Source organism: uncultured Exiguobacterium sp., assembly GCF_964277885.1.
GTDB lineage: Bacteria > Bacillota > Bacilli > Exiguobacteriales > Exiguobacteriaceae > Exiguobacterium_A.
Genome location: NZ_CAXYJR010000005.1, coordinates 2054099 through 2075897 on the forward strand (window position 1 = coordinate 2054099; position 21799 = coordinate 2075897).

The 21799-nt window shown below is 45.2% G+C and carries 18 protein-coding genes; 9 read left to right on the forward strand and 9 right to left on the reverse strand.

All coding sequences use genetic code 11. From position 1 onward, the window contains the following. Window positions 1-102: 102 nt before the first annotated feature. From ACHWTJ_RS12580 to ACHWTJ_RS12600, 5 genes are all read right to left on the reverse strand, one after another. Entirely contained in the window at window positions 103-1134 is a 1032-nt protein-coding gene (locus ACHWTJ_RS12580) for a LacI family DNA-binding transcriptional regulator (protein ID WP_294743120.1), read from the reverse strand. 34 nt (window positions 1135-1168) lie between these two features. Then, window positions 1169-2692: an alpha-amylase family glycosyl hydrolase gene (locus tag ACHWTJ_RS12585; protein ID WP_294750275.1), complete on the reverse strand. Its 1524-nt coding sequence runs from the start codon at window positions 2690-2692 to the stop codon at window positions 1169-1171. Between the two features lie 22 nt (window positions 2693-2714). Continuing rightward, the gene (locus ACHWTJ_RS12590) at window positions 2715-3548 is read right to left on the reverse strand and encodes a sugar ABC transporter permease (protein WP_294747733.1); all 834 of its coding nucleotides are present in this window, start codon (window positions 3546-3548) and stop codon (window positions 2715-2717) included. Between the two features lies 1 nt (window position 3549). Beyond that, on the reverse strand, window positions 3550-4905 hold the full coding sequence (locus tag ACHWTJ_RS12595; protein ID WP_294743130.1) for a carbohydrate ABC transporter permease: 1356 nt from the start codon (window positions 4903-4905) through the stop codon (window positions 3550-3552). Between the two features lie 126 nt (window positions 4906-5031). Next, a complete protein-coding gene (locus ACHWTJ_RS12600; protein WP_294743132.1) occupies window positions 5032-6288 on the reverse strand; it encodes an extracellular solute-binding protein in 1257 nt (418 codons plus the stop codon). Window positions 6289-6743: 455 nt separating this feature from the next. Between ACHWTJ_RS12600 and ACHWTJ_RS12605 the strand changes: the two genes are divergently transcribed. Together ACHWTJ_RS12605 and ACHWTJ_RS12610 are read left to right on the forward strand one after the other, a co-directional pair. Beyond that, on the forward strand, window positions 6744-8531 hold the full coding sequence (locus ACHWTJ_RS12605) for a glycoside hydrolase family 13 protein (RefSeq protein WP_294743134.1): 1788 nt from the start codon (window positions 6744-6746) through the stop codon (window positions 8529-8531). A gap of 141 nt (window positions 8532-8672) precedes the next feature. Next, complete coding sequence (locus tag ACHWTJ_RS12610; protein WP_294747739.1) at window positions 8673-9824, forward strand: cation:proton antiporter; 1152 nt, start codon at window positions 8673-8675, stop codon at window positions 9822-9824. 68 nt (window positions 9825-9892) lie between these two features. Here the strand turns inward: ACHWTJ_RS12610 and ACHWTJ_RS12615 are convergent, their stop codons facing one another. After that, window positions 9893-10666, reverse strand: coding sequence for an enoyl-CoA hydratase/isomerase family protein (locus tag ACHWTJ_RS12615; RefSeq protein WP_087679789.1), 774 nt, complete (start codon window positions 10664-10666; stop codon window positions 9893-9895). A 193-nt stretch (window positions 10667-10859) separates the two neighbouring features. Between ACHWTJ_RS12615 and ACHWTJ_RS12620 the strand changes: the two genes are divergently transcribed. The 7 genes from ACHWTJ_RS12620 (at window position 10860) to ACHWTJ_RS12650 (ending at window position 17558) form a co-directional block, all read left to right on the forward strand. Beyond that, window positions 10860-12242, forward strand: a complete 1383-nt coding sequence (locus ACHWTJ_RS12620; RefSeq protein WP_394679795.1) for an MATE family efflux transporter — start codon at window positions 10860-10862, stop codon at window positions 12240-12242. After that, on the forward strand, window positions 12202-12669 hold the full coding sequence (locus ACHWTJ_RS12625) for an aminoacyl-tRNA deacylase (protein WP_294743144.1): 468 nt from the start codon (window positions 12202-12204) through the stop codon (window positions 12667-12669). Before ACHWTJ_RS12620 ends, ACHWTJ_RS12625 begins: the two co-directional genes overlap by 41 nt. A gap of 21 nt (window positions 12670-12690) precedes the next feature. Beyond that, entirely contained in the window at window positions 12691-13437 is a 747-nt protein-coding gene (gene pssA, locus ACHWTJ_RS12630) for a CDP-diacylglycerol--serine O-phosphatidyltransferase (RefSeq protein ID WP_174316042.1), read from the forward strand. A 134-nt stretch (window positions 13438-13571) separates the two neighbouring features. After that, a complete protein-coding gene (locus tag ACHWTJ_RS12635; protein WP_294743148.1) occupies window positions 13572-14327 on the forward strand; it encodes a carotenoid biosynthesis protein in 756 nt (251 codons plus the stop codon). Then, window positions 14296-14997, forward strand: coding sequence for a lysophospholipid acyltransferase family protein (locus tag ACHWTJ_RS12640; RefSeq protein WP_394679796.1), 702 nt, complete (start codon window positions 14296-14298; stop codon window positions 14995-14997). Before ACHWTJ_RS12635 ends, ACHWTJ_RS12640 begins: the two co-directional genes overlap by 32 nt. Continuing rightward, entirely contained in the window at window positions 14994-16070 is a 1077-nt protein-coding gene (locus ACHWTJ_RS12645) for a glycosyltransferase family 2 protein (protein WP_294749616.1), read from the forward strand. Before ACHWTJ_RS12640 ends, ACHWTJ_RS12645 begins: the two co-directional genes overlap by 4 nt. A gap of 15 nt (window positions 16071-16085) precedes the next feature. Next, window positions 16086-17558 (forward strand): NAD(P)/FAD-dependent oxidoreductase, encoded by a 1473-nt coding sequence (locus tag ACHWTJ_RS12650; RefSeq protein WP_058265051.1) that lies wholly within the window; start codon window positions 16086-16088, stop codon window positions 17556-17558. Window positions 17559-17979: 421 nt separating this feature from the next. Here ACHWTJ_RS12650 and ACHWTJ_RS12655 read toward each other — a convergent pair whose 3' ends face one another. The 3 genes from ACHWTJ_RS12655 to ACHWTJ_RS12665 are packed head-to-tail and all read right to left on the reverse strand — an operon-like array spanning window position 17980 to window position 21741. Continuing rightward, window positions 17980-18813 (reverse strand): phytoene/squalene synthase family protein, encoded by an 834-nt coding sequence (locus tag ACHWTJ_RS12655; protein WP_294743157.1) that lies wholly within the window; start codon window positions 18811-18813, stop codon window positions 17980-17982. Then, entirely contained in the window at window positions 18773-20254 is a 1482-nt protein-coding gene (locus ACHWTJ_RS12660) for an NAD(P)/FAD-dependent oxidoreductase (protein ID WP_294743160.1), read from the reverse strand. The genes ACHWTJ_RS12655 and ACHWTJ_RS12660 overlap by 41 nt, the downstream gene beginning before the upstream one ends. Next, window positions 20251-21741 (reverse strand): NAD(P)/FAD-dependent oxidoreductase, encoded by a 1491-nt coding sequence (locus ACHWTJ_RS12665; protein WP_294743162.1) that lies wholly within the window; start codon window positions 21739-21741, stop codon window positions 20251-20253. Before ACHWTJ_RS12665 ends, ACHWTJ_RS12660 begins: the two co-directional genes overlap by 4 nt. Window positions 21742-21799 lie beyond the last annotated feature (58 nt).

Consider the following 21799-nt stretch of genomic DNA (forward strand, 5'->3'; position numbering starts at 1 on the left):
AAATTTCTTTTTCTGCAACCGCTTCCTTTTACTAGAAATAAACGTCTCTGGAATTAAAAAAGTCTATTTTTAAGCCGACTGGCTTAAAAATAGACTTTCGTTTCATGCTTCTGATTTTCCACCACAAGACTGACGGACGACGAGATAGTGTGGAACGATGACACGTTTGCCATAAGGCGTCGCATCTTCATTGATTTGTTCGATCAGACAATTCGTTGCTTCAAAGCCAAGTCCAAAGATATTGATTTCGACAGAAGTCAACGGTGGACTCGAGAATTCTGCGATGAACAAGTTATTGAAACTGACGACGGCCATTTGATCCGGTACACTAATGCCCATCTCATTAAGCGTACTCATGACGCCAAGCGCCATCATATCATCGCTGACAACGACGGCAGTTGGCGGATGTTCAAGCGATAACAGTCGTTTGACTGCCTCTGCGCCTCCTGTCGTCATGAATGGTGCACTGACGATGTATGATTCTTGAATTGGAATCCCCTCTTCCATGAGAGCTGTCTTGTATCCACCAACACGCTCTTGCGTTACGGCTAAGTCCTGTGCGCCTCCGACGAATGCGATGCACTCGTGTCCGAGTTGATGCAAATACTTCGTTACTTCGCGACCTGCTAGATAATTATCCGTATCGACATATGTGACGTGCGATGAATCACTGAATGGTTTTCCGACCACGACGAACGGAAACTTCGAGTCTTGCAAAAATTGAACGACTTTGTCATCCGTTCGGGAATAAAGAACAACGACACCATCAACGCGGCGACCTTGAACCATCGAAACGACACCTTCGTACACTTCTTCTTCCGAGACACCTGTCGTCATATAGAGCGAGTAACCATTTTGATGCGCTTTTGTACTAATGCCTCGAATGACTTCCGAAAAAAATGGATTTTGAAGCGTTTTTGTAGCGGCACTCGGCATGACGAGACCAATCGCTTGTGTCGTCCGATTTGCTAGGCTACGTGCATGAACGTTCGGATAGTATCCGAGTTCATCCATCGCCTGTCGTACCCGTTCTTTCGTCTTTTGACTGATGCGCGAACTGTTCGCGATGACGCGTGACACTGTCGAGGGTGCGACATTTGCTTCCCGTGCTACATCCTTGATTGTTACCTGCATCCCCTTCACCTCACATTTCCCCTACTTGAGTATTTTATTTCGTTTGACGTTGCATGCGTTTACGGTGAACGATAAGAAGTATGAGCGCTAAAATTGGGGCGATTGCACCGATTGCGACGATCGACCACCAATTGACTTGTGACTTTTCAATGACATAGCTATTTGCGCTACTTGCATCGAGCGTGATTTCATAGGCATCACCGTCTTGACGTACCAAGTCTGAGAATAAAAGTCCTCTCAAACGCTGATCATCACCAATTTCTTTCGCAGATACGCGTAAGCTCGTTTTTTTCTCCCCAAGATTGATCGCGTAAACGACTTGTTGTTGTTTCGTCTCCCGTGAGTAGACTGCCATATGATCGGTTTTAGCGATCAAGCGTTGCTTCCCTGTTGCAAACGCTGGGTAGTCCTGACGCATCTCATTCAACGTCTTTACGTACTGTTGCATCTTCTTGTTTTGATCAAATGTCATCATCATCCGATTTCCGGGATCCTCACCGCCTGGCATCGCTACCTCTGTTCCCTGGTAGACGACTGGCATCCCCGGCGCAGCGTAGAGTGCGAATAGCGCTAATCGAAGCTGACGCTCTTCTTCTTCTGCTCCACCAATCTTCGCTTCCGTGATGAAGCGTTTAACATCATGATTATCAATGAAGGTTGCAAGCCCTTTAGCATTCGGATTAAACGTAGTATCTCGATTATAAACTGAATCGAGTTCTTCCGCTGAACCATTTTTACGGGCAAACTGATCCTTGACTCCATAATAAAATGGGAAGTTCGTGACGGAATCAAAACCTAATTTCGAATAGGACGCGATTTTACGCGGATCTCCGTCAAACACTTCAGCCAGTAAGAATAAATCTGGATGATTTTTCTTTACTGCTGGAATGAACGTTTTCCAAAATGTTGCCGGCACATGGCGAACCGTGTCCAGTCGATACCCGTCTATACCCGTTTCATCGACCCAGTAGTTCGCAACATCAATTAAGTAATCCACGACTTCAGGATTTTCCGTGTTGAAGTCTGGTAAATCGAACAGCCAGTTATTTTCGACTTCCGATGGGTTATTCCAGTTCATGATCGGTTGGTTTTTATGGAACCAATCCGGTTTTTCTTTCACCATCGGATGATTCGGTCCCAGGTGATTGACGACAAGATCAAGGACGACTTTAATATCCCGGTCATGCGCCTCTTTGACGAGACGTTTAAACTCTTCCTTTGTTCCGAAGTGCGGATCAATCTCGTAATAATCGTCCGTCCAGTATCCATGATAACCATTTGGACGGTTCTTAAAGATTGGGGTTAACCAAATCGATGTGAAGCCTTTTTCCTTGATGTAATCAAGACGTTTCGTCACCCCTGCTAAATCTCCGCCTTGAAAGGCTTTTGGATTTTCAGGATCCGCTTCTTGATCATTACTCGGATCCCCATTCTCGAACCGATCGACCATGATGAAATACATCCGTTCTTTTTCCCAACTTGCTGCTTCTCCGGTCATCGGTTGAAGTCCGATAGACAAGAGAAGCGGCAAGAGGAGAAGCATTATGCCTCGTCTCATGCCGCTGATTTCCCCCTTATGATTATCCTTTCGTTCCACCAGCTGTCAAACCAGACACGAAGAAACGCTGGAATGCGAAGAAGAGAAGAACGATTGGAACTGCTGATAATACGGCACCTGCCGCGAATAACGTAAAGTTATTGTCGAACTGCTCCGACACCATGTTATATAACCCGACCGCAAGCGTCTGTTTCTCAGGAGAACGCAGAACAAGCGATGCTAAGATGAAGTCGTTAAATGGAGCCATGAAGTTAAACAACGCGATGACGGCGACCATCGGTTTTGCGAGCGGTAAGATGATTTGCCAGAAGATTCGTAAGTGACCGGCACCATCCATCCGTGCCGCCTCATCAAGTTCTTTTGGAATCGTATCAAAATACCCTTTTGCAAGATACGTATTCATTGGAATCGCGCCACCCGAATACAGTAGGATAAGCGCCAGATGCGTATTAAATAATTCTAACATATTAAGCAGGACATAAATCGCAATGATCGCAACGAATTGCGGTACCATTTGCAACACAAGGAACAGAATGAGTGAATTTTTCCGACCGATGAAACGGTAACGTGAAAAAATGTATCCTGTCAATGTGATCAAAGCGACAGAGACGACCATCGTAATGACGGCGATTTTAATCGTATTCAAGTACCACATGCCGTAATCTGTCTTTGCGGGATCAAATAAATCAAAGTAATGCATTAATGTCGGATTGCTCGGGAAGATATCCGATGTGATACTTTTCCCTGGGTTGAGTGAAGTACCAACGACCCAGAGAAGTGGATAGACGATAATGATAGAGGCGATCGTCAAAATGAGATATGACAACGCCATGTTGATTCGGTTTTGTTTTCTCATATTAGATCATATCCTCATCTTTAAATGATTTTGAACGCTTGAACTGAATGACGGCAATCGTCATGATGAAGAACGACAACACAAGCGTGATGGCTGCTGCGAATCCATACTGTGGGTTTGAGCCGAGTGACAATTTGTAAATCCATGAAATCAAGATATCCGTTCCACCTGCCGATTGTCCCGGTACTGCCGGTCCACCGTTGTTGAAGAGATAAATGATATTGAAGTTATTGAAGTTGAACGTATACTGCGTGATCAAGATTGGAGCCGTTGCGAACAGAATCATCGGTAACGTGATCAGGCGGAACTTTTCGCCCGAAGTTGCCCCGTCAATTGTCGCCGCTTCATAAAGATCTTCAGGAATCGACTGCAAGATTCCCGTCGTTAGCGTCATGATGTACGGGAAGCCTAACCACCACTGGATCCCGATCAAGGCAAGCTTCGTATACGTCGGATCCGTCATCCAATCGAGACCATTTTCAAGACCGATTGCTGGTAACAATGTCGTATTGAAGACACCGAAAGTTTCATTGAACATCGAACGGAAGATCAAGATCGTGATAAACGCTGGTACTGCCCATGAAAGAATCAAAATGGAACGGAAGAACCGTTTTCCTTTGAGTCCTTTTTGGTTCAGCAAAACTGCCAGTCCGATACCGATCGCGATGACACCTGTCGTCGAAGCGACGGTCCAGACAAGCGTCCAACCAAGAACGCTGACGAACGTATCGCGGAAAATATCAACCGTGAAGATATTCAAGAAGTTTTGAATCCCGATCCAGTCGACCAACTTCGCGGGTGGAGAGTTGTTGAATTTATAGTTCGTAAACGCAATTAAAAATGTAAAGATCAACGGTAAGACGACTGTGAACACTAAAAGCACTAACGAAGGAATCAACATCGCATACGGGAATCCATTATCACGGAAATTCCGTAGTTGCATTTTCAAAGAAGGTACTTCAAGGTTCATGTCGCGCAACTTACCGATTCGATACGCATCGATAAAGTTCCAGACGTAAATGGCGATACCAAAGACAAGTAAAATCAAGGCAATGATGCCCTCGACCATTAGAAAGATCGAGTGATCCCCCCTTACGCCTGGTACCTCACCGAGTGTAATCAAGCCCCAGATCGCTCCGCGATCGCCAGGACCATTTCCGGCTCCTTTGAAGAACAGTTCAAAGTTAACGAGGAAATATGAAAGTACGACGACAAAAAACGTCGCGCCTTTAAGGAATTGTTTATTGTATAGTTGTCCTACTCCTGGAATGATCGACATCAGCGCCGCAATCGTGCGGTGGTTCGTCTTTTTTTCAGGCGTTGGATTCGTCGGGTGTGGTGTTGCAATCGCAGCCATCGTCCGTTCTCCTTTCCAAAGGTCATGTCTGACCTCAGGCTTCTCTTCCAACCATAAAGATGAGGGGGAATCCAAGATCCCCCTCTCTTTATCTCTTTGTCATGGATTCATGCGTTCCACTTACGCTTATTGATTGTTTGCTTCGATTTGTTGCTTGATTTGTTTAACAGCGTCATCAGCTGATTTTTGTGCGTCTTGTTTGTTCGTTGCAACAAGTTGAAGTGCTGCTGCCATTGGCTCCCAAACTTGACCCATCTCAGCGATGTTCGGCATTGGTACACCGTTTTTCGCTTGTGCGAAGACTGCCGCCGCAACTTCGTTATCCTTGATTGCTGCATCTTCTTGAAGTTCAGTGACTGGTGGGATCTCATTGTATTTCTCGAACATCGCTTTTGCGTTGTCTTTACCAGTGAGAGAAGCCAAGAACTTCTCAGCCCACTCTGCATTTTCCGAGTATGCTGAAATCGCATATGTTTTTACACCAACGAATGTTTTGATCGGCTCACCGTTTGGAAGTTTTGGAAGCTCAGAAGCTCCAAGGTTGATGCCTTTATCTTTATAACCAGCGACAGCCCATGGTCCGTTCATGACAGCTGCAGCCTTTTTATCACCAAAGAGTTGGTCCATAGCTTGACCACCGCCACCACCGATGAGACCTTTCGGGAAGAGACCTTCTTTATACCATTTACCGATGTAATCCATTCCTTCGACTGCACCTTTATTGTTCAAGCCGATATCCGCTGGATCCAATTTGCCGCCATTGTCTTTGAAGACATAACCGCCGTATCCACCGATTGGACCATGTGCGAAGTAGAAGTTATCCCATAAAGCGAGGAAGCCGTACTTCCCGTCTTTTTTCTTTTCAGTAGATAGTTTGTATAAGTCATCCATTGAAGCTGGCGCTTCTTTTAATTCATCTTTATTGAAAAGGAGGATTGGTGTTTCAATGGCTTTCGGATATCCGTAGACTTTACCGTCAAACGTTACTGCTGATTTTGCTGTATCGATGAACGGCTCAAGTGCTTTTTCTCCATCTTTGAGTTCAGCGATCAACCCTTGGTCAACGACTGTACCGATCTGGTCGTGAGGAAGAAGCATGATATCTGGTCCTTTACCTGCTGGTCCGTCAAGTGCTACTTTCTTTTGCTGATCCGTCATTTTGACTTCTTTGACTTCAACTTTCACGCCTTCTTTTTTCTCAAACGCTTTAGCTGCCGCTTTTGTCGTTTCAGCTTTGTCAGTATCTTCCCAAACGACGATTTTAGATGGTTTTTTGCTACCTGATTCTGAAGATGAAGAATCAGAGTCTGATCCACCGCCACATGCTGCAAGTGCACCCATTGCCATGACAGATACAGAAAGACCTGCTACGAATTTTTTCATTTCCATGATTGAAATTTCCTCCCCAAGTTAACTTATGAATGATAAGTTTTAATGCACAACGTTTGCATAAAGGCACAACCATTTTCTCATGATAACAACCGAGTGGTTGTAAGCGTTTTATGAAAACGTTTGCATCACCTTTACATTTTTATTATACAATCTAAAATCCTTTTGACAAGACCTTTTAATCAATTATTTTCTTACATTTCAAAAACTTTTTAATTCTGATTTCATTATTTGAATCAAATGCTGGATTGGATAAGCAAACAAAAAGAAAACGTTTTCATTTTTATTGTTTGCACAACATGATGCAAACGATTGCATCATACTCTCGACTTTTATCAGGAATCCTTGATTTCATGGGATTGCAATTGACTTTAAGAAAGCGCTTTACTATTCTTAGGTCGAAGACATAATCAATACGATGCAAGCGATTGCGTTAAGGAGTGACTGCCATGTTCAAAGAAGCTGTGTTTCACCGTGCGATGTCTCCCTTCGTCTATAAGTATGACGAGCGAACGATCCACATCCGTTTACAAACAAAAAAAAATGACGTTGATCGCGTCGATTTGATTTGGGGCGATCCGTATGATTGGCATACTGAAAACCCAGATGCTGCCGACTGGAACTTTGATCCCTCGAAATCGAACTACTGGAATACATTCGAAACGCCGATGAAGCGTAGTGGCTCTGATGAACTATATGATTATTGGTTCATTGATGTCGTTCCACCCTTCCGTCGTCTACGATATGGTTTCCGTCTCCATGACGGTGCGACAAGTCAAGTCTTTACAGAACGTGGATGGTTCGATGAAAAACCACTTGATGATACCGGCTACTATTTCTGTGTGCCGTTCCTCAATGCAGTCGATGTATTCTCGGCTCCGGATTGGGTCCAGGATACGGTTTGGTATCAAATCTTCCCAGACCGCTTCGCAAATGGCGATACGACGAACGATCCGGCTGGTACACTTCCATGGAACAGCACGGCACCAACGACGACGAATCTCTTCGGTGGAGATTTCCAGGGTGTCATCGATCATATCGACTACCTTGTTGAGCTCGGTATTACCGGCATTTACTTCTGTCCGATCTTCTTGGCGAAATCGAATCATAAATACGATACGATTGATTACTTAGAAATTGATCCACAGTTCGGCACGAAAGAAAAATTCAAGGAAATGGTTGATTTGTTACATGCACATGGTATTCGTATCATGCTAGATGCCGTCTTTAATCACGCTGGCTTCCACCATAAAGCCTTTGCTGATATCCGTGAACATGGTAGTCATTCGACATATAAGGAATGGTTCCACTTGCGCGATTTCCCACTCGTTACCGAACCGCTACCGAACTACGATACATTTGCTTTCGTACCTGAGATGCCAAAATTCAATACCGAGAACGATGAAGTAAAGTCATACTTACTCCATGTCGCCCGCTATTGGGTCGAGGAATTCGGAATCGATGGCTGGCGACTCGACGTCGCCAACGAGGTCGATCACGCATTTTGGCGTGATTTCCGTCAAGTCGTCAAGGAAGTCAACCCTGACACGTATATCCTTGGTGAAATTTGGCATGACTCACAGGAATGGTTGCTCGGTGACCAGTTTGACGCCGTCATGAACTATCCATTTACGAATGCTGCTTTGAATTTCTTTGCTTTAGATAAGACTAAAGCAACTTCGTATGCGAACGATATGTCGCATGTATTGTTCTCAAACACGATGAATGTCAATGAAGTGACCTTTAATTTAATCGGTTCACACGATACACCACGTGCGTTGACGCGTGCTGGCAATAACAAACAAAAGCTTCGTCTTCTCTTGTTATCGATGTTGACGTTCTCGGGTAGTCCCGTCATCTATTATGGTGACGAAATCGGTCTCGATGGCGATCAAGATCCAGGCTGTCGGAAATGCATGCCATGGGATCCAGAGGAGCAGGATCAGGAGTTATTCGCCTATACGCGACACTTGTTACAGCTTCGAAAGCAGCATAAGACGCTTGCGAACCAAGGTCACATTTCTTTCGTTCATGCGAATGATGAGACGAATACGATCATCATGCGTCGCATGAGCCCGGAAGGATTGTATTATATCTACTTCAACAATTCAGATGTTCCTGTTTCGTTGACCGCTCCACAAGCTGGTCGAGGGCTTGATTTATTGACGAACACGCACCAGCAGACACTTGATGTTTCTCTCCCCGCGTATTCTGGAACGATCGTTCAAGTCTTATAACCACCTAAAAGCCTGTACACTCACCTTCTAAAAAAGAAGTTTTGTGTACAGGCTTTTTTCTGTATCCGTTCTCCAAGATAACAACAAGTTAATGAATACCATCGAATTAGGGTATAGGGTACAGAAAGGAGGACATCCTCCATGGAAATTTTCTTTTACGCCGGTCTCATCCTCATCGGCTTGTTTACGATCAGTTACTTGAGTGAACGATTCCACGTCCCGAGTATTCTGGCCTTCATCTTGATTGGAATCGTCCTTGGATTTTATTACGATCCTCCCGAAGAACTGAAACTCGGAGGAGAAGCGGGCATCATCGTCCTGTTCTTTTTACTCGGTCTAAAATTTTCAGTGGCGGACTTGCTGATTCAGCTCCGTTCCATTTGGAAAGCAGGAGTCATCGATATTCTACTTTCGTTTGGTGGAACAATCCTGTTGACTCTATCGTTTGGCTTTTCAGTCGCAGAATCGTTTTTGATCGGCTGTGTCTTGTATGCGACGAGTTCTTCGATTTCAGCTCGACTGCTCGATCGGGAACCGGATAAACATCAGGATGTAAATCGCTTCGTGCTGTCCTTACTCGTCTTCGAAGATTTGATGGCACCAATCCTACTGACGACGGCCCCGTTCGTTTTAGGGACTGAGACGTTCTCGGTTGCCAAAATCAGCATCATCTTTTTAGGGTTCGCCTTCTTCTTCATTGCTTTAATCATCATGACGTTATTCATCCGAAGACGGAAACGTCTCGTCGATTCACTCTACCGTCATCCTGATGCCGGCATCGGAATCATCGGGTTAATCTTGTTATTTTCCGGTATCGGTATTTTATTCGGATTGTCAGAAGTACTTGGCGCCTTTATCATCGGTATTCTGTTAACCGAACTGGATGAGACGCGTTATCTTAGACGACTAGTCACGCCGTTTCAAGACTTATTGTTACCCCTGTTCTTTATTACGTTCGGAATGTCATTCGAGTTGACTGACGGATTACCAATAGATCTATTTTTTGTTGCGCTTGTTATTTGGGGGGTCGTCTCGAAATTCTTAGTCGGTTACCTCGGCGGAAAATCGTTCGGTCTATCAAATTATCATGCGATCGAATCAGGATTCTGTCTTGGTCCACGTGGTGAATTTTCGATTCTCTTCATCACGCTCGCTAGTGGCGCATTCGTAACGTTGACCGGGATATACATTTTTGTTTCTGCTTTTCTTGGAATTTTACTATTCCGTATCTCTACAGGATTGACGAATCGCACACATGCGACCGCACGAAAAATCAAAAAGAAATTGAATTAAAAAGACGTCGGTGCATCGTGCGTTTCCGACGTCTTTCTTCTATATATGTTCTTCATATGTTCTTCGATTCATCGTCCGACAAAAACGGGACGTTTTTTTTCGATGAAGGATTCAACAGCATGACGATGGTCTTCCGTTTTTCCAGCACGTGACTGATAGATGATTTCTTGAGCAAGCATTTCCTCCAAGTTATTTTCATAACTCGCTGCTTGCAGCTGTTTGATGTACCCGATCACTTTTGTCGGACGATCTGCCAGCTGACGAGCAAACGCTGTGACCTCTTCTACATAATTCTCTGATTCGATACTTCGTGTCGCAAGATTGAGCGAAACGGCTTCGTCTGCTGATATCGTATCACCGAGTAACGCAAGCTCTGTTGCTTTTGCTGCACCGATTAGCCGAGGTAAGAAATACGGAGCTCCTGCATCCGGGACAAGACCGATATTGATGAATCCAAGCGACAATTTCGCTTCAGCGTGGACGAGCCGGAAATCGCAGGCAAGCGTCAATGATAAACCGGCACCTGCCGCTACACCATTGATGGCAGCAATCGTCGGTTTTTTCGATTTAGCGAGTGCCCGAACGACAGGATGATAATACTGTTGTAGATATTCACCATGATCGAGCTCAGGCGAGACGGTTTTCAAATCTTGTCCTGCACAAAAACCACGTCCTTCACCCGTCAAGACGATGACACGTACTTCCTCATCCTGATTCGCTTCTTCTAGAGCATCTGCCAACTCTTCTAATAAATTCGACGTTAATGCATTCAGTTGTTTGGGTCGAGCCAGCGTTAGCGTTGCGATTTGATCCTTGACGACATAATGCATTTCTCGTTTCATCGGATTCCCCTACCTTTTAAAAATGAATGATTGTTCATTATGATGTATTCGTGATATTTTATGAAAATCCTTTTAAATCTCTTTTTTTTCGATGAAAGACAAAAAACCCTCTTTCATTATGAAAATCGAAGGCGTATAGTTTCAAAAAGATAAAGAAACACTATTCGTTTTATGAAACAAAGGGGATTTATTTATGAAAACAGTCAAGCAACCAAGCTTATTCCACATTACGTGGCCATTATTCATCGAGATCGCATTGCATATGAGCCTCGGGATCATTGCAACGTTGATTTTAAGTTATTACTCGGATAGCGCTGCTGCGGCAGTCGGTGTATCCAATCAAATTTTGAATATCTTCATTATTCTCTTTAACATCACCTCGGTCGGTGCAACGATCATCATTGGTCAGTACCTAGGTGCAAGAAAGACGCAAAACGCTCGTCAAACGGCTCGTTCTGCTTTTGCGATTAACTTGTATACCGGTCTAATCGTTTCTCTGACCGTCGTGTTGTTCGGAAGACAACTCCTTGGATTTTTCTCGTTAGAAGGAGAGACACTCGTCTATGGCGAAACGTTCATTAAGATCGTTGGTCTATTCCTTTTCTTAGAAGCCATCTCATTGACACTGGGTGCGATTCTCCGGAGTCATGGATTCACTAAAAATGCTATGTACGTCACGCTACTGATGAATTTCGTTAGTGCTTTTGGTAACGTCATCGCTGTTCTTGGACTCTTCGGCATTCCCGTTCTCGGTGTTGCTGGTGTCGCTTGGTCGATCGTCATCGCTCGGACAATCGCTGTCCTTGTCTTGTTCTTCGTCGTCTACCGGAAACTTTCATTACGCTTTACAATTAAAGACTTGATTCATTTCAACCGTGAAGATGTGAAACGGATCATGAACATCGGAATCCCATCTGCTGGTGAAGGGATCTCGTATCAATTCTCACAACTCATCATCACAGGATTCATCGCAACAATTGGTGAAGCAGCGTTGTCTGCTCGCGTCTATGTGTCGAATATCACAATGCTTTGTTTCTTATTCACACTTGCGATCGCGCAAGGAACGCAATTACTCGTCGCACGCCAAGTTGGTGCTCAACAATTTGAACAAGCATATGGACGGGCTGTGAAAACATTAAAGATTGCTGTTTTCGCAAGCTTCATCTCAGCTGTTGCACTTGCTTCATTCGGTTCATCGATTCTATCAGCGTTCACATCGAGTCCTGAAATCATTGCAATCGGTATCCCACTACTTTGGGCAAGTGTCATTCTTGAACCAGGTCGCGCAATGAACATTGTACTGATGGGAACTCTTAAATCGGCAGGAGATGTTCGTTTCCCTGTCGCCATCGGTATTCTATCGATGTGGGGAATCGCGGTCGTCCTCAGTTATACACTTGGTCTTGGTTTCGGTCTCGGTTTAATTGGAATCTGGATTGCCTTCTCTGCTGACGAATGGTTCCGTGGCATTTTCGCCATGAAACGTTGGCACGGACGGAAATGGATCCAATACTCACTCGTCAAAGGAGAAACACATGAGCAAAACGAACGTCGAGAGGCTTCTGAAGCAGTCTAAGATTGACTTTGAATCCCTCACTTATCCTGTTGATCTTGATGATTTATCTGCTGAAGCCGTCGCTAGAAAGATTAATTACCCCCTTTCGACCATTTTTAAAACCCTTGTTTTGAAAATGGTCGAAAATAAATATGTCTTCGTCGTCATTTCGGGGGAAGAAGAACTCTCTCTAAAGGCAGCGGCTAAAGCATTGCATTCGAAAAAAGTCGCGCTTGTTCCGATGAAGGAGTTAGAATTCCTGACTGGCTATATTCGAGGTGGTGTCTCTGCCATCGGTGCTAAGAAGAATTTTCCGGTTCTTTTATCGGATCGTGCTATCCATGAACCATTCATCATCATATCCGCTGGAAAACGTGGACATCAAGTTCGATTGAATCCTCATGATTTTTTATCTTTCACTCAGGGGATTCTCTTTATGAACGGCTGAATTCCATCTCCTAATTATGGTATGATGAGTAGTATCGATGAAGTGGCAGGAGGAATCATTTTGTGGAAAGATCGTGTTCGTAATTCAATACCCAACCTATTTACGTTCGGAAATCTGTATTGTGGTTTTTTAGCCATCGTCATGGCAGCAAAAGGTGATTTTCAAAATGCCACCTTACTAATCGTCATCGCGATGATGCTTGATAGTCTAGACGGACGTCTTGCTCGGATGCTTGGTGTAGCAGGCGACTTCGGAAAAGAACTGGACTCATTAGCAGATATCGTGACATTCGGTGTCGCACCTGCAATGATGGCCTACTATACGTATTTCTATGAATTCGGAGAAGTTGGTTTACTAATCTCTGCTCTGTTCCCGTTGTTTGGCGCATTTCGTCTTGCTCGTTTTAATTTATCGGCAACGAATGTGGCATCTGCTTATTTTTCAGGTGTACCGATTACAGCGGCAGGTGGTATTTTGGCCGTCGTCACGTTGTTTAGCGGACGAATGAACGACTTGATGGTCCCACTCGTTTTTACAGGTCTTGCCTTCTTGATGGTCAGTCGTGTCAAGATTCCAAGTTTTAAAGACATTCCCGTTCCGCGCCATACGTTCGTCATCACCTTTACGTTGCTATACGTGACGTATGTCATGATTGCGCGTAGCAATGAGTGGTCTACGTTTTGGTTCGTTGCTGTTCCGTTGTATATCGCGTTTCTCCTTTTTTCGTTCATCAAAAAGAAGAAGCAAAAACAACATTCAAACGGATGATAGAAAGTGGTTCGGTTTCTCTTGCGAGAAGCCGGACCACTTTTTTTATAAGACCGCTTCTCCCTCGCTCGTTTTCAAGATATATGGGTATACTTATGACAGAAGCTATTTTTGGAAACGGAGGAATGTCACGCATGGAGCAGTTTCATAAACGTCTTTGGATTTTCTTTTCGATTTGGTTCACCATCGGCTTGATCTTAGTTGGTTTTTCGTTACTTCCCCCTTGGCTCGAGTGGGCCAACGCCGTCTTTTTATTCGCTTCCGGCTTATACGCAGCGCTCTATTTTTGGCATGTCTTACCGAAGGGACGTCTTGTCATCCCCTTCATCTTCTTTGGTTCGATCATCATTGAATCGATTGGGGTCCATACCGGTTGGCCGTTTGGAACATATCGTTACGAGTCGGATTTCGGTGTCCAATTATTAGGTGTGCCGATTACGATCGGAGCTGCATGGCTGTCGGTTATGGGGGCGAGTCTCGCTTTCTCCCGTTTATTTTCGTTTCGCTATAGTACATTGATTCTCGTTCCGTTGTTTGCCGTCTGGCTCGATTTAGCGATCGATCCTGTTGCTGCTAACGTGAAATCGTATTGGCTTTGGCAAGACGGTGGTTGGTATTACGATATTCCGACACAAAATTTCTTCGGGTGGTATGGAACGGCGCTCGTCTTTTCCTTTTTCATCAATCGCTATCAAGTCAAGGCGACGGATGCCGCACTCGAACAAAACAATCAGTATCTCTTTTTGATGTTGCATACTTTATTCGGTGTTACAGCAGGAGTTGCTGGTCTCTATGGCGTCACTTTGGTCAGCTTAAGTGCATTCATCGCCTATTTCATTGTGAAGCGAGGGGTTATCGTTGAAAGAAGCAAACAAAAGCAAATTAGCTGAATCCGTATTTCATACGTATGTCGATCATGCTTTGATCCGACGTCATTTCCACCGTGTCTTATATCGAGCAGACGATCTACCTGTCCCTGGTCTCATGCTTGCTACGCACAGTTCTTGGTGGGATGGTATGATTCTTTTTCATTTAGATCAGACCTGTCTCCATCACGATCCCTACGTCATGATTGATCAAGCAGGGCTTGCTCGTTTTCCGTTCTTCTCCCGTCTCGGAGCTTTCTCTGTTGACCGGACATCATTCGCTGATATCAAGACAAGCCTTCATTATGCAAAAGAACGACTTCAAAATGGGAGCAGCGTCTGGTTGTTTCCTCAAGGCGAAGAACGTCATCAAGAGGACCGTCCGCTCCGCTTAGCAAGTGGTGCCACACATTTGACGCGTCATACGGATCACGTGTCTCTCGTCGCCTTTTATTATTCATATGGCCATGAACAGCAACCGGACGTCTATATCCGGACGCGTCGCTTTCATCCATCACCTAACGAACGGTCAAGTGCTCAGGCAAAGCGACTGACAACAGAACTAACTGCTTTATACGACGACATTCGAGCAGATGCAATTGCGGAACGTGTTGATTTGTATCGCTGTATCTCTACACGAAGGGAACCACTTCCTGCACGAACGGAGCGCTGGTTACGGGCACTCCGCTCATGAGTTGGTTCTTTCTCTTCTTCGCTCTAGCTGTCTGTCTCTATACTTGGATTAATTTAGCTTTCTTACCACGATTAACGGATCCTGTTCAACCAGATAGTCTAGCAATCTGCATCCCCTTACGGAATGAGGAGCGCAATGTCCGAAAATTATTAGACGCATTAGAACCCGCTCTGACACCTGGGATGCACGTTTACTTATATGAAGACCGCTCGACCGATCGGACGCGCGAGTTATTGCTCGATCGGATCGGTCAAGATGACCGTTTTACAGTGATTGATGGTCTTCCCTTACCAGCAGGCTGGGCAGGAAAGGTTCATGCGTGTCATCAGCTCGCGAAACGAACGACAGAGGACTATCTGTTATTTCTCGATGCTGATGTGACACTGACATCGGATGCGATTTGTCGCTTATACGGAACGATACGAACAGAACAAGCCGTTTTCCTTTCCGGTTTCCCGTCCTTTCCTGTACCGACGTTTCTCGGGAAGTGTTTGATTCCGATGCAACATGTTCTTATCGCACAGCATCTTCCGATTCCGTTTCGCAAAGTGAAACATCCAGCGTTTGCTGCTGCCAACGGCATGGTCGTCCTCGTCGAACGACACGCGTATGATCAAGTCGGTGGACATGAAAGTATTCAATCGGCTCTCGTTGACGACTTAGAACTTTGTCGTACATTTAAACGAAACGGGTTGACGACGACGCTTGTCGAAGTAGCTCCAGCAGTCTCTTGTGATATGTACGCGACGAACGAAGAAGTCTGGCAAGGTTTTCTAAAGAATGTCTTTCGCGGGATGAACGATTCTTATGTCGTCGGATCATACTTTCTACTCTTTTACTTGGTTCAAGCAAGTGTCCTACCTTATCTCATTCTTCACCCATCCTGGCAGATGGGTGGCGCACTGATTCTTCTTTATTTAGCACGATTCCGGATCGATCGTGCGGCACGAATCCGACATGTTTGGTGGCTCCATCCACTGGCGGTATTCCTTTATGTCATCCTGCTAGCAAGTGCAATGATTCGAAGCTTTAGGAAACGGGAAATCACATGGAAGGGTAGGACCTATTCATAAGGAGGAATCAGTATCATGAAACATATAGCTGTCATCGGAGCCGGTCTTGGTGGACTAAGTGCTGCTATCTCATTAGCAGCAAAAGGATTTCGTGTCACGGTCATCGAGCGCAATACACATATCGGTGGTAAAATGATGCCGATCGTCACAGAAGGACATCGCTTCGATTTTGGTCCGAACACGATCACTATGCCGGAAGTTTTTCAGTCTGTCATTCTTGAATCCGGTGCGGATCCCGATGAGTACTTTACATTCACGAAACTTGAGCGTCATACGGTCAATCATTTTTCCGACGGAAGAACATTAACATTTTCGTCTGGACGTGAAGCGATGCGGACAGAAGTAGATCGTTTCACGAACGGTCAGTTGGCGAAGAATGATATTACAGGTTACCAAGAAGAAGTGGCAAAGTTGCATACGATCGCAAAACAACAATTCTTTACGAACATTGATTCCTTCATCCGCCCCTCCCTCTGGCGAGACATGTTGAAAGTGCATCCCTTTCAAAATCTTCATGGGTTGCATAAGCACTACTTTAAGGATAAAGGGTTGATTCAGGCGCTCGATCGTTATGCGACGTATATCGGAAGTAGTCCGTATCAAACCCCCGCCACCTTTAGTCTAATCGCTCATTTAGAACTAAATGACGGTGTCTACTTCACAAATGGCGGCAATACAGCGATCGCAGAAGGATTCGCCCGACGTGCAAAAGAACTCGGTGTCGTCTTCCGTCTTGGCGATGAAGTGACACAGATCGAAGTCGTCGATGGACAAGCAACGGAAATTGAATTGAATCACTTGGAATATCTACCGGTTGACTTCGTCGTCATGAACGGTGATTTGTTGACACAATATCCACGCCTGATCTCAGAAACGGCACGACCTGATTTTAAAAACCCAACACCTGCTCAGGTCGAACCATCGATTTCTGCCTACGTCCGATGCATCGGTCTCTCACGTCGGATCGAAGGGCTGGCTCATCATAACGTCTTCTTCTCTTCGGATTATGAAGCTGAGTTCAAGGCACTCTTTGATGAAAAACGTTACGCTGAGGAGCCGACGATCTATATCTCGAATTCTTCCGTCACAGCACCAGAAATGGGACAAGCGGGTGACAACTTATTCGTGCTCGTCAATGCACCTGCAACGGATACTGGACATGCGATTGATTTTGATACGTATGATCAACTGATCAATCAGCGATTGCAGTCTTTTGGAATTGATATTTCATCTGATGTCGTCTTCGAACAACGAGTCACACCACAGGATATCGAACAAACCTTCTTTGCTTATCACGGCTCATTATATGGCTTGTCATCCAATGGCATCCGGTCGTCTTTCCTCCGTCCGAGCAACCGTTCAAAGAATGTTCACAATTTGTTTTTTGCCGGTGGATCAACGCATCCTGGTGGTGGTAGTCCAATGGTGACGCTTTCAGGAAAACTAGCAAGTGAACGAATTGTCTCCGCTGTCGCCGCTACCCTGTGAACGTTATGTGAATTGCATATCAATCACTTGTACGGACAACTAAGATTTGATACGATTACTTCGAGTTCAAGAGGTAGTGATTGACCCCACATCCTCAATCAAGCGCAAGGTGACTTCCCCGAGTCAAGAGCGTTGAAGAACTTACTTTTTCTAACCAGCGAAATCAAATGGGACCCACCCATTTCATCACGTGACTCATTGTGTGTCCATTCGCATGACTTACGACGTTCCCCCTTAGATCGTCTCATCCGTTTGGTCCACAGGTAGCTCGATAAAGAAAAGACCATCCCCGTGGTCGAAACAGACCTATCTCGTAGTCCAGATGTTCGCTCTGGTGTAGAAGTAATCTGAGACTCCCCGGTCTCAGACCATAGAAAAAAGACCTTGGTCCCCGCCAAGGTCTTTTTTCTATGGTCATGTATTAAATCGTTGCAAGTAACTTCATTTTTTGCCAACGGCTGACATACGCCCGTTTGGTAAAGACGTCATAGTGATTATCCCGCGCTGCATCAAGAATACCGCGGTATAGGAAAGCAGCAGCCTTCAGAGCACGCCGACTCTCTCGTGGATACCGTTCAAACGATGGAATCGCCGCGTCATACAGATGCTCTGCTCGAAGTGCTACTTCTTCCCAGAGACCGATGAAATCTCCTGAAGGATGACCAGCGAGTAACGATTCCGGTGTGACACCGTATGTCTCCATCCATGAATGGGGCAAGTAGATGCGACCACGTTTTGCGTCTTCACCAACATCGCGTAAAATGTTCGTCAGCTGCATCGCAATTCCAAGATCGATAGCGGACTTACGGAGATCTGGTTGTTGCGGGGCAAGGATGGGCAACAGCATCAAACCAACCGTACTTGCTACGTAATAGCTGTACTGCTCCGTCTCCTCAAGCGTCTGATAACGATTTTTCTCGATATCCCAACGCATCCCTTCCGCGAGTTCAAGAAATGGTGTCTCATCCATTTCGTAACGTTCAAATACGTCTGCCAACGCAATCCATAAAGGTTTATCTAGTACTTCGCCATTGCGGAATCGTTTGAATTCACTTAAGAAAGCCAGTAAGCTCTCTTTTGGTGTATCCGACTCATCGACGGTATCGTCGAGGAATCGGCAAAATGTATAGATGGCATAAACAGCTTGTCGATCTTCTTTTGGTAAGAGTGAAAAGGCTTTATAGAACGTCTTAGATCCGGACTGAATGACTTCCTCACATTTGATATACGCGTTCTGGATCGTCACTGAATTCATGTTTCCACCCCATCTCTTGTTCCATTCGGTTTACGAGTATCGTTGCGCCCATCATGACGACTGGTACTCCTCCACACGGATGCACCGATGCACCGACGGCATATAATCGATCAATATCCGGATACGGTTTTGCCTGTGTCTTTAAGGCAGCCGATTGGCGAATCGTCGGCGCGATCCCAAAACTACCTCCCTGATACAATCCAAATGCCTGTGCATCATTCGGTGTACGAATCTTCATTTCTTGTATCTTTTCCCGGAATCCCGGATGATGATGCTCGATTTTTTCAAGTACAGTCTCAATGAAGTCTACATCTTCATAATCTTCTACACCATAACCACGCGGAGAAGGAATCAATGAGTAGACGACACTATCATCTGTTCCTGTCAAACTACGATCAATACGACTTGGATGGAACAGATAGACTGCCGGATGTTCGGGTAATCGTCCTTTTTTAAAGATATTCGTCATGAGCGGTTCCAAGTCATTTGGCATCAAAAAACGATGCACCGGTAAATCGACTTTCCCTTTCATCTTGAAATACAGCAATAGCGTACCGCCTGAAGGCGTATAGGTCTTAGGTCGTTTACCTTCTACAAGACGTTCCATCAATGGAAACTCTCCATTTAGTACGATTTGATCGAATGCTTCCTGTGTGCCATCTTGTAAGACGATTTCCTTCGCCTGTCCTTGGTCGATGATGATTCGTTCAACGGGTGCCTCGAAGACGAATCGGACACCACGTTCGACTAATGTGTCGTACATGCGTTCAGCAAGCGAGAAATAGCCACCTTTTACATACCAGACACCTTCTGCTTGTTCCCGGTATGGAATCAAACCGTAAATCGATGGTGTCGTATAAGGGTTTCCGCCGATATAAAATGTTGGGAAACTGTACGCCATGCGCAAATATTTACTCTTGAAGTATCTTTTCAAATGGTCGTGTGCAGTCTCTAGAGCGTGCATCTGTAATAATGGACGCATCATGTCTGGGTGCAACAACTCCGTCTTCCGACGATAACCACGTTCTAAAAATTTCGATACACTCGTCTCATAATCCTTTTCTTTTTGATGCATGAATTCATAAAATCCACGACCTTCACCGAATTGACGTTCGATCGCAATCGCTTGATCCACGACATCTGCTACTTTCGTGACGACCGTACCATCGTCGAAGTGAAGGTCATACAATGGATCGACACGTTCAAGTTCTACTCCCGTCACTCTGGCTTCTGCCAACTGCTCTTTTAACTTGCCTGGCATCAAGACAATCGTCGGACCTTCATCGATGCGGCCACCCGATTCAAAATCGACGGATCGTAATCGACCTCCAACATGCGCTTCTTTTTCAAAAATCGTAATCTCGACTCCGGGATGTCTTGCTGTCAGCAAAAGCGCTGCATGCAGTGTACCGACACCGGCTCCTACGAATCCTATCTTCATGTCCGCACCCCTTCTTTTTTGAGCACGAGTTCTGCCGTGATACGCGCGGATTCGAAAATCGTTGGTAATCCGCTACCCGGATGTGTGCCACCTCCGACGAGATACAGGTGATCAAGCTCTTCAAATTGATTATGCGGTCGGAAATACATCATCTGTGTCAACTGATGACCAAGATTGAACGTCGCGCCTTGATGAATCCCCATCGCTTCCCAGTCGTCTGGCGTGAACATCTCTTCGACTTCGATTGCCGCTTCAATCCCTTGATACGGTGAACGCGTTTCAAGAGCGTCCAGAACACGACGACGTAGTTTCGGTCCTTCGATCGACCAATCCAGTTCCGAGTAATTGTTCGGCACTGGCACTAGGACATACATAGCAGACTTGCCTTCAGGTGCTAGTGTCGGATCAAGGACAGATGGATTTTGGACATAGAATGAAAAGTCATCCGATAATTCTAAAGTCTGCGTCATCTCGCGAACATTTTTCTCATAGTCCTCTGCGAAGTAGATCGTATGGTGTGGTGCATCGAACGTCCGATTGACACCAAGGTATAACATGAACGTCGAACACGAGAATTTTTTACGGTCAATTTTTGGTCGGGACCATTTTTTCAAAACCCCTTCCGGCACCAGATGATTCATCGCATGTGCGAAATCGGCACCGATGATGACTTCATCGAATAACTCATGTTGACCTGACTCGAGGATGACTCCTTCTACAGCTTTTCCGTTTAAAATCAATTGTTTGACGCCCACACCTAACTGTACGGTTCCGCCTAGCTCCTCGATCGCACGTTGCATTGCAAGCGGTATTTGATGCATCCCGCCAATCGGATGGTGGACACCGTAAGCATGTTCCATGTAAGACAAGATCGAAAAACCACCCGGACATTCCCAAGCTGACATGCCTAAGTATTTCGCTTGGAATGTAAAAGAATACTTCAATTCTTCGCTCGTGAAGTAATCGGATAAGACATCATAAAGCGATCGTCCGAGCGATAGGCGTGGAAGTGCTGTTAAGACACGCGGTGATAAGTAATCCGTCAGCCGATCGTGACGCGTCTGTAAGATTGGCATGAGTTTTCCAAGCTTAAGTGCTTGCTCTGCCATGAATCGATCATACCCTTCTCCGTTTCCAGGAAATTGTCGCTCGATTGCCTCTTTCATCCGGTCCCGATCCGTCGTCATCGTAAACTGTTCTGTTCCGCCTTTAAAGTAGAGCGTATACATCGGATCAAGTGCCTTTAAATCTAAATAATCTTCTAATCGTAAACCGGCTTCTTGAAAAACGTTTTCTAAAATATGCGGCATATTAAGGAATGTTGGTCCTCGATCGAACGTATAGTCACCTAGCTTGACGGCAGAAGTTCGTCCACCGACTTGCGTTTGTTTTTCGTAAACGGTGACGTCTACTCCTTTTCCTGCTAATAACAAGGCACATGCAAGTCCCCCAGGTCCTGCTCCTATCACGGCTACGCGTCGCTTCACCCAAATCTCTCCTTTTTATCTCTCATCGTTTCAACTATTATACTAAGCACATAGTAAA

Bases quoted from the DNA above. Each gene is read 5' to 3' on its own strand.
- ACHWTJ_RS12635 (WP_294743148.1), top strand. From the start codon at position 13,572: ATGGAGCAGTTTCATAAACGTCTTTGGATTTTCTTTTCGATTTGGTTC.
- ACHWTJ_RS12620 (WP_394679795.1), top strand. From the start codon at position 10,860: ATGAAAACAGTCAAGCAACCAAGCTTATTCCACATTACGTGGCCATTA.
- ACHWTJ_RS12660 (WP_294743160.1), bottom strand. From the start codon at position 20,254: ATGAAGATAGGATTCGTAGGAGCCGGTGTCGGTACACTGCATGCAGCG.
- ACHWTJ_RS12580 (WP_294743120.1), bottom strand. From the start codon at position 1,134: ATGCAGGTAACAATCAAGGATGTAGCACGGGAAGCAAATGTCGCACCC.
- ACHWTJ_RS12600 (WP_294743132.1), bottom strand. From the start codon at position 6,288: ATGAAAAAATTCGTAGCAGGTCTTTCTGTATCTGTCATGGCAATGGGT.
- ACHWTJ_RS12605 (WP_294743134.1), top strand. From the start codon at position 6,744: ATGTTCAAAGAAGCTGTGTTTCACCGTGCGATGTCTCCCTTCGTCTAT.
- ACHWTJ_RS12650 (WP_058265051.1), top strand. From the start codon at position 16,086: ATGAAACATATAGCTGTCATCGGAGCCGGTCTTGGTGGACTAAGTGCT.
- ACHWTJ_RS12610 (WP_294747739.1), top strand. From the start codon at position 8,673: ATGGAAATTTTCTTTTACGCCGGTCTCATCCTCATCGGCTTGTTTACG.
- ACHWTJ_RS12590 (WP_294747733.1), bottom strand. From the start codon at position 3,548: ATGAGAAAACAAAACCGAATCAACATGGCGTTGTCATATCTCATTTTG.
- ACHWTJ_RS12615 (WP_087679789.1), bottom strand. From the start codon at position 10,666: ATGAAACGAGAAATGCATTATGTCGTCAAGGATCAAATCGCAACGCTA.
- pssA (WP_174316042.1), top strand. From the start codon at position 12,691: ATGATGAGTAGTATCGATGAAGTGGCAGGAGGAATCATTTTGTGGAAA.
- ACHWTJ_RS12585 (WP_294750275.1), bottom strand. From the start codon at position 2,692: ATGAGACGAGGCATAATGCTTCTCCTCTTGCCGCTTCTCTTGTCTATC.
- ACHWTJ_RS12595 (WP_294743130.1), bottom strand. From the start codon at position 4,905: ATGGCTGCGATTGCAACACCACACCCGACGAATCCAACGCCTGAAAAA.
- ACHWTJ_RS12655 (WP_294743157.1), bottom strand. From the start codon at position 18,813: ATGAATTCAGTGACGATCCAGAACGCGTATATCAAATGTGAGGAAGTC.
- ACHWTJ_RS12625 (WP_294743144.1), top strand. From the start codon at position 12,202: ATGAGCAAAACGAACGTCGAGAGGCTTCTGAAGCAGTCTAAGATTGAC.
- ACHWTJ_RS12645 (WP_294749616.1), top strand. From the start codon at position 14,994: ATGAGTTGGTTCTTTCTCTTCTTCGCTCTAGCTGTCTGTCTCTATACT.